Origin of the sequence: Collinsella sp. AF39-11AT (genome assembly GCF_003474585.1) — a bacterium.
In the GTDB taxonomy this organism is placed as follows: domain Bacteria; phylum Actinomycetota; class Coriobacteriia; order Coriobacteriales; family Coriobacteriaceae; genus Collinsella.
On the sequence record NZ_QROG01000021.1, the window covers coordinates 32,876 to 41,545 of the forward strand.

General features: G+C 61.6%; 6 protein-coding genes. 4 read left to right on the forward strand and 2 right to left on the reverse strand.

Features of this window, described 5'->3' with window-relative positions; genetic code table 11:
* Positions 1-10: 10 nt before the first annotated feature.
* Positions 11-232, reverse strand: a complete 222-nt coding sequence (locus tag DW037_RS08360; protein ID WP_117629571.1) for a heavy-metal-associated domain-containing protein — start codon at positions 230-232, stop codon at positions 11-13.
* A 147-nt stretch (positions 233-379) separates the two neighbouring features.
* Positions 380-2,722 carry a cation-translocating P-type ATPase gene (locus tag DW037_RS08365; RefSeq protein WP_117629572.1) on the reverse strand — a complete coding sequence of 781 codons (2,343 nt, stop codon included), beginning with the start codon at positions 2,720-2,722 and terminating at the stop codon, positions 380-382.
* A gap of 552 nt (positions 2,723-3,274) precedes the next feature.
* On the opposite strand from DW037_RS08365, the gene DW037_RS08370 reads away from it, so the two are divergent.
* The 4 genes from DW037_RS08370 (at position 3,275) to DW037_RS08385 (ending at position 8,551) form a co-directional block, all read left to right on the forward strand.
* Complete coding sequence (locus DW037_RS08370) at positions 3,275-5,434, forward strand: DEAD/DEAH box helicase (protein ID WP_199408874.1); 2,160 nt, start codon at positions 3,275-3,277, stop codon at positions 5,432-5,434.
* Positions 5,435-6,060: 626 nt separating this feature from the next.
* Positions 6,061-6,822, forward strand: coding sequence for an EFR1 family ferrodoxin (locus DW037_RS08375; protein WP_117583954.1), 762 nt, complete (start codon positions 6,061-6,063; stop codon positions 6,820-6,822).
* A gap of 343 nt (positions 6,823-7,165) precedes the next feature.
* Positions 7,166-7,678 (forward strand): PTS glucose transporter subunit IIA, encoded by a 513-nt coding sequence (locus tag DW037_RS08380; protein ID WP_158549076.1) that lies wholly within the window; start codon positions 7,166-7,168, stop codon positions 7,676-7,678.
* Positions 7,679-7,696: 18 nt separating this feature from the next.
* Positions 7,697-8,551: a PRD domain-containing protein gene (locus DW037_RS08385; protein WP_117629598.1), complete on the forward strand. Its 855-nt coding sequence runs from the start codon at positions 7,697-7,699 to the stop codon at positions 8,549-8,551.
* Positions 8,552-8,670 lie beyond the last annotated feature (119 nt).

Below are 8,670 nucleotides of genomic sequence, written 5' to 3' on the forward strand. Positions count from 1 at the left end.
GTGCGGGTCGTTACGCGGCGGTTACGGACAGGGCATGGAATTTCTCACCGGTGTCTTCGACGGCGGCAGCGAGCTGCTCAGCGGTCACGGTGTCGGCGCACTCCACCTGTACGGTCTGAGTCTCGTGATCGGCATCGGCGTCGGTCACGCCGGCAACGTTGAGTAGTGCCGTCTCGACAGTAGCGTCGCAGTGGCCGCACATGAGGCCGGAAGTCTTAATTGTGTAACGCATGGGTATTCCTCTCTGTTGTGTCGGCTTTCCCAGGCACCCGACCTTGACCTTCAAGCCGTCGCTCGCGTACCAAAGTACGCGTCGCTCCTCTTTCAGGTCAATCTCGGGCACTTGGAAAACCCGTTCTAAATGGACTTAATGGTGAGCCTATTTTGCCACTTTAGGCTTAAAGGATTTCAGGCGCAGCGCATTGCTTACGACGCACACGCTCGACAGGCTCATGGCCGCGGCGCCAAACATCGGCGAGAGCTGCCATCCGGTGAGCGGGAAGAACACGCCCGCGGCGAGCGGAATGCCGATGCCGTTGTAGAACAGTGCCCAGAACAGGTCCTGCTTGATGTTGCGGATCGTGGCGCGCGAAAGCTCGATGGCGCGGGCGACGTCCATGAGGTCGCCGCGCATGAGCACCACGTCGGCGCCCTCCTTGGCGATGTCGGCGCCGGTGCCAATGGCAAGGCCCACGTCGGCGCGCGCCAGGGCGGGGGAGTCATTGATGCCGTCGCCCACCATGGCGACCTTGCCGCCCGCATCCTGCAGTTCGCGCACGTGGCGTTCCTTGTCGGCGGGGAGGACGTCGGCGATAACCTGTTCGCTGGTGAGTCCCACGCGGCGGGCGATGGCCTCGGCCGTCACGCGGTTGTCGCCGGTGAGCATGCGCACGTCGACGCCGAGCTTGCGGAGCGCGGCGATGGCCTCGGCGCTCGTTTCTTTGACCTCGTCAGCCACGGCGATGGTGCCGGCAAGCTCGCCGTTCTTGGCAAAGAACAGCGGCGTCTTGCCCTCGGCAGCGAACTGCTCGGCAAGACCGGCGGGCACCTCCGCGCCCAGCTCGTTCATCAGGCGCACGTTGCCGGCCGCGATGACATTCTGCCCCTCGCGTGCCGTAACGCCTCGCCCGGGCACGGCGGCAAAGTCCTCGACCATGCGCGCGACGATTCCGCGCGACTCGCACTCGGCCATAATCGCCTCGGCCAGCGGGTGCTCGCTCGAGCGCTCCAACGCGGCGGCCAGCTTGAGCAGCGCTTTTTCGCTCATGGCGGGCGAGCCGTCGGCGCGTGCGGCAACCACAATGTCGGTCACGGCCGGCTTGCCGCGGGTGACGGTGCCGGTCTTATCGAGCACCACGGTGCCCACGCTGCGCAGGTTCTCCAGCGCCTCGGCGCTCTTAAACAGAATGCCCATCTCGGCGCCCTTGCCGGTGCCCACCATAATTGCGACGGGCGTGGCCAGACCCAGTGCGCACGGACAGCTGATCACCAGCACGGCTACGGCGGAGGTGAGCGCCTCGTTGATGCTGCCGGTCAGTGCCATCCACACCACAAAGGTCACGGCCGAGATCACAAACACCACGGGCACAAACACGCCGGCGACCTTATCGGCCATGCGGGAGATGGGCGCCTTGGTGGCGTTGGCGTCCTCGACGAGCTGGATGATTTTGGCAAGCGACGTGTCGGCGCCCACGCGTGTGGCACGGAAGGTAAACGAACCGGTGCGGTTGACGGTGGCGGCGTTGACGGTGTCGCCGGCGGTCTTTCCCACGGGGATGGACTCGCCGGTGAGCGCACTCTCGTCCACGGCCGACGCGCCCTCGAGTACCACGCCGTCGACAGGGATAGACTCGCCGGGGCGCACGCGCAGGACCTGGCCGGGAAGGATGCTGTCGACGTCCACCGTGGTCTCGCTGCCGTCCTCCGCCACGACGGTCGCGGTCTTGGGCGCCAGGTCGATCAGCGCCTCGATGGCGCCGCCGGTCTTGGATTTGCTGCGCGTCTCGAGGTATTTACCCACGGTGACGAGCGACAGGATCGTGCCGGCGCTCTCAAAATACAGATTGTCCATGCCCGTCATCATGGCCTCGTGGACCTGACCCGCGGCTAACTGGTCGGCCATGATGAACATGGCATAGAGCGACCAGGCGACGGAAGCGGTGGCGCCGACGGCGATGAGCGCGTCCATGGTGGGCGCGCCGTGAACGAGCGATTTAAACCCGTTGATAAAGTACGCGTCGTTGACATAGACGATGGGGATGAGCAGGACAAGCTCGGTGAGGGCGAGCGTCATGCTGTGGATGTGGTCCGTGAAGATGCCGGGCAGTGGCCAACCGAGCATGTGCCCCATGCCTATGTAGAACAGCGGGATGAGGAAGGCGATCGAGACGATGAGGCGGGCGCGCATGGCAGAGGCGGCGGCCTCCAATTTTTTGGTGGGCGACTCCATGTGGGCGGCGCCGGACCTGACCTGCGTGTTGCCGCTTGAGCCGGCGGCACCGGTGCCCGCATCGACGGGTGAGGCCGAGTAGCCCGCACGGTCGACGGCGGTGCAGATATCGTCGGAGGTGACCTGCGCGGGGTCATAGTCGACCATCATGGAACCAGCGAGTAGGTTGACCGCGACGCTTTGGACGCCGTCGAGTTTGCTTACGGCGCGGTCCACGTGCGCCTGGCAGGCGGCGCATGTCATGCCGCCCACGTCGAACTTATCTTGAGCCATGGCTTCTCCTTTCCGTGGTTCGGTGTTGGAATTGTTAACTTGCCGATACTATACACCCATACCCCCTGGGGGTGTCCAGTATAGAAAGAAATGTATGACATTTCGTTACAGATGAGGGTGGCTGCTCAATCGTTGGCAGCTCATGTCAAACATCTCGATCTGTAACATCTAGCGGGGAAAATGACCTCTAACTGTTACAGATCGAGATTATGTTTTGCGATGTTTGAGTTCGTCTCAATCTGTAACGTGTAGACCCGGTTTTGTCTCGTAACTGTTACAGATTGAGACAATCGGCCCAGACCCGCCTCGTCATCTGTGGTTTACGTGGGGGCATGCGAAGCACGGGTATACTAACCGGCGGCGAATCTGCTCCATCGCTTAGAGCTGCTGCGTCTGGACGGCGCGTGATAGGGCTGCCAAAGCGATCGCCAGCGTGCTGAGCAACGTCCTCTCTGTGCGCACCCGTTTTTGTATGTATTAGCGCACTACCAAGCACGCCCCGCGCGGCCGCATGCCGTGCCCATAACGCGTGCAGATAAGGAACAACAACATATGCGTAATTCTGTATCCGACGTCACCGACGCCGAGATTCTGGACGAGACCCGCGAGGCCATGACCCAGGCTGCCTTCGATGCGGCTGACGAGGCCAGCGCCGCCGAGACCGTCGAGTCCGCTACCGAGAGCCTGCCCGCCTTTGACGAGCTGGGGCTTTCGGACGAGATGCTTCGTGCTATCGAGAACCTGGGCTACACGGCGCCCACGCCCGTTCAGGCCGGCTCCATCCCCGTGGTGCTCGAGGGCCGCGACTTGCTTGCCGCCGCTCAGACCGGCACCGGCAAGACGGCCGCCTTCTTGCTGCCGACCATGAACAATCTGGAGCACATCGCTCCGCCCAAGCCTGTGCGCGAGCGCGGCGGCCGCAACCGCCGTCGCGGTGCTAAAAAGCCTGAGGGTAACGGCCGTGGCCCTGTGATGCTCGTCATCACCCCCACGCGCGAGCTTGCCCAGCAGATCGACGAGGTCGCCGGCAAGATTGCCGACGTCACGGGCCATGTCGCCGTGACCGTCGTGGGCGGCGTGAGCTACAAGCCACAGACCGCTGCCCTCAAGTACGGCTGCGACATCCTGGTCGCAACGCCGGGCCGTCTGGTCGACCTGATCGAGCAGGGAGCCTGCCACCTGAACGAGGTCAAGGTGCTGGTGCTCGACGAGGCCGACCGCATGCTCGACATGGGCTTTTTGCCCGCCGTCCGCCGCATTGTGCGCGAGACGCCGGCCGAGCGCCAGACGCTGCTGTTCTCGGCGACGCTCGACGAGGAGGCCGTGGGCGAGATCACCGACCTGGTGAGCGACCCGGCACGCGTGGAGATTGCGCCTGCCACGTCGACCGCCGACACCGTCGACCAGTTTGTGTTCCCGGTGTCCATCGAGGCCAAGAACAACCTGCTGCCCGAGTTCCTCAAGAAGGAGGGCCCGGAGCGCACCATCGTCTTTATGCGCACCAAGCACCGCGCCGACAGCTGCTGCCGTCGTCTGGAGCGTAAAGGCATCAAGGCTGCCGCGATTCACGGCAACCGTAGCCAGGCCCAGCGCGAGCGCGCGCTTTCGGCTTTCCGCGACGGCACCGTCGACGTGCTGGTGGCAACCGATGTTCTCGCCCGCGGCATCGACATTAGCGACGTGCGCTACGTCGTGAACTTTGACGTGCCGGCCGAGCCGACCGACTACATCCACCGTATTGGCCGTACGGGCCGCGCCGGCGAGCTGGGCTGGGCCATCACGTTTGTGACCGAGCAGGACGTGGACGAGTTCTACGAGATCGAGAAGCTCATGGACAAGACCGCCGACATCTACGAAGCCGGCGAACTGCATGTGGGTCCCAACCCGCCCGCCGTCGATCCCGGGCGCGATCCTGCCGCCTTTAAGGTGAAGAAGAAGACCAAGCGCGGCAAGTCCAAGAGCAAGAAGAAGCTTGAGCAGGCGCGTCGCGACGGCAAGCGCAACGGCGACGATTACGGCGATGTGGCCGGTCGTTCCAACCGCGGTCGCGACGAGCGTCGTGGCGACGGCGAGCGCCCGAGTCGTCCCAAGCGCGGCGGCAAGACCCGCGTGCGCGAGGGTGTTCAGGCTCGCGTGGACGAGGCTGTGGAGAGCGTGGCCCGCGAGGTGGCTGCCGAGGAGCGCGGCGGTGCTGCTGTCGTCGAGCAGGCCCCGCGCGGCAACCGTGCCGAGCGCCGTGCCAAACAGTTCCAGGGCGAGGCTCATCGCCGTCGCCGCGAGGACGAGGACCGTGGTGGTCGTCGTCGTGTTGAGCGCGAAGACGAGGGCCGTGGTTCGCGCGGCGGCAAGCGCGGCTCGGGCGACCGTCGTCGTTCCGGTCGTGATGACGAGCGCAGTGGCCGAGACGAGCGTCGCGGCGGCGAGGGCGCTCGTGGTAACGGCGGCCGCGGCGGTGCTGGTCGTTCTAACGAGTCGCGCGATCGTCGTGACCCGCGTGCCAGCCGCGATCGTCGCGATGACTGGCGCAACTACGACGATACCCGCGAAGAGCGTCGCGGCGGCTACCGTGGTGGTCGCGGCGGCAACCAGGCCGGTTCCCGTGGCGGTCGTGCCGGCGGTCGCGATAACCGTGGCAGCTATGGCAATAGTCGTGGTGGCAAGCGCGGTAGCAGCTCCCGTCGCCCCGGTGACGGCGGCGGCAAGCGCAAATAACGCACGCATCGCCCGCTAGAGCGAGGTGAACCAAGGGCCCCGAGCAACTACGCTCGGGGCCCTTTTTGTTTGCCGTATCCGATCGCTAGTTCAAATGTGATTTCCTCGGGAATGCATCTAGAGGATGCCGTGGGCCTGTTTCCTACCATGCGGCAATGGGTCCCATGGGGTGCGCCGTGCATTTTTTGGAGTATTCTGCAGTTCGAGTTGTCTGCATATGATTTGACGTCGCCAACGGTGGCCTTCGGATATCCCTAGCGAGCGTTCTGAGTCAGATTTCGTCGTTTTCCGGAGCAGGGGCGCGTCATTCTCGCCATGTCGGGACTTAAAAGGATGCGGCGCCCTACAGTTTTGCCCATCCGCGGCGGTGCTGGCGCGGTCACGTTGCAGAATACTCCGTTTTTTGCACGGGCCAGGATGGGGTACCTCAGGAGAACGCGGCGGTATCCCGTAAATATATACAATCTGTACCGTAATTTATACAAAACGAAGAGGCAGACAGCGTAGGGTGGGTGCATTGGGGTGCCTGGCGCACCGAAACGGGGAGCTCTCCCCATGCGCCGTATACTCTGTCTGAATGTGAAAACGGCTTGACGCGTTGCCAGGCGTAGGGAGAGGGTGCCTCGATGAGCGTATTCGAAATTGTGTTTAGTCCGACGGGTGGAACGCGGAAGGTGTCTGGCCTTGTGGCCGGGGCGCTGGACAATAATACCGTTACCGTCGATCTGACCGATAGCGGGCTAGATCTCAGCGCTGTCTCGATGACTGAGGACGACGTGGCCGTAATCTCTGTGCCGGCGTATGCCGGTAGAATTCCGGCTGTGGTGGCTGACCGGTTGGGCATGGTGCGCGGCAACGGGGCTCGGGCTGTTTTGGTTTGTGTATACGGAAACCGCGCGTTTGAGGACACGCTCGTAGAGCTGGAGGACGTTGCGAAGCATGCGGGATTCCGGGTAATCGCGGCAGTTGCAGCCATTGCAGAACATTCCATTGCGCGACAGTTTGCTGCCGGTCGTCCGGATGTGCAGGATGCGGCGCAGCTCGCAGAGTTTGCGCAGCAAATTCAGCAAAAGCTGTTGGCTGAGGATACATCCGAGCCCTCTATTCCCGGCAATCGTCCTTACAAACAAGCCAGAGGTCACCGCATGGCACCTGAGGCAACAGAGGATTGCGTCTCCTGCGGTGCATGCGCCGCGGCGTGCCCCGTTTGTGCTATCGACAAGGGTGACCCCAAACGAGCAGCTGGCGAGGCGTGCATCTCCTGCATGCGCTGCATTGCCGTATGCCCGCGAGGCGCTCGTAAGCTTGATCCCAACAAGCTATCCGCTGTTTCCCAGATGCTGAGCAAGGTTTGCGTCGTGCGGAAGGAATGCGAGCTCTTTGTCTAGCGCATACGAAATTGGTGCAATGGGGCCAGGTTAATCTGCACCAACCTGGTGCAAACAAACCTGTCCCCAATGCACCAGAGTGAGGAGTGTCCCCGAGTGCCGGCAGAAAAGGAACGTCCCCAAGTGCTGCCTAAATACCGTTTATCGAAGAAAAAATACCGCTCACCGGTCATAATGACTATTCTGGCTTTGGGCTTGTCTAAAATAACTCCCGTAAAAAGAAATGCGGAAGGTTACCGAGTCCCTCGGACGTGGGCCTAACCAAAGTCTTTGAACGAGTGTGTCTCTATGGATGCATTCGCTTGATTTTGGTTGGGCTATATTTATGAAGGGACATGCCACCATGGGTTTCTTTTCTCGCCTGATGGGCGGTTCGGATGAGCAGAAGACTGCAGCTTCCGAGTTCGAAATCCTCGCTCCCGTTTCCGGCGAGCTTGTTCATCTAGAAAATACCAATGACCCCGCTTTTAGCAGCCGTGCCGTGGGCGATGGCGTTGCCGTGGTTCCCCAAGAGGGAACGGTGTGCGCTCCTGTTTCCGGCACCGTCGCGGCGTTGTTTCCGACTGAGCACGCGCTGGGCATCATGTCCGACGACAGCTCTGCTCAGGTGATGCTGCATATCGGAATCGACACTGTTAAACTTGAGGGCAAGGGCTTCCATGCGCTTGTTGCCCAGGGTGACCATGTCGACGCGGGCCAGCCCCTCGTCGAGGTCGATTTCGACGCGGTCCGCGCCGCCGGCTTCGATCCCACGGTCTTCGTTATCGTGTGCGAGCGTTCGGAGAACTCGACTCTTCGTGAGCACGCTTCCGGCCCTGTTGCTGTTAAAGAGCCTGTCGTCTGGCTTTCCGAGTAAATTCTTGTGGTGGGTACCGTGGTTATCAAGCGAGTTTTCAACAACAACGTCGCAATGGTCACTTCGGACGATGGCTCCGAGCTCATTGTCATCGGTCGAGGCCTCTGCTTTGGCCGTCATGCCGGCGACGCTATCGATGAAGCATCGGTCGAAAAGACCTATGCGCTGCAGGAGGGCACTTCTCAGGATTCGCGTACGATTGACCGCTTGGCACATCTTTTGGAGTCCATCCCCACCGTCAACCTCGTGATTGCCGAGGACATTGTTCAGATGCTCCGTCGAGAGCTCAATGTTGATATCAACGACAAGATTCTCATTGCTCTCGCAGACCATATCAGTCTTGCTTTGGAGCGCGAGCGTAAGGGCGTCCCCTGCGAGAATCCGTTGCTGCTCGAGATCCAGCAGTTCTATCGCAAGGAGTATGCGCTTGCGGGCCGTGCGCTGCAGATTATCAAGGAGTATATGGGCATCCAGATGAGCGAAGAAGAGCAGGGTTTTATTACGCTGCATATCGTCAACGCCACCATGCCGCAGCGCTCTGACCGTCTGATTGTTTCGGTCCAGCTTGTTCGCGACGTGCTCGCGATTGTTTCCGAGCACTATGCCACGACCCTTGACGTCACCTCGTTGCCGTACGAGCGTTTCGTTCGCCATCTGCAGTTTTTTGCGCAGCGGGCGCTCGATCCCGCGGCGGGGCAGGTCAATGGCGACGCGCTGTTCCGTATCGATGAAACGGCGTATCCGAGGGCGTTCTCGTGTGCGGAGTCAATTGCCGACCACTTAGCGTCTACCTATAACGTTGTCGTTACCGATGCCGAGAAGAGTTATCTCGCATATCACATTGTTAACCTGCTTGGAGAACCTGGTCTCTAGGCATAACGTGCCCACACATCGATTGATATAAGGCAAGGCTCACGGTCTTGTCCAGGGCACATCTGTCTTAATTTGAGGCTTCGGTAGTTTGTGTGACAAGGGGCTAGCCTAGGCAGCAA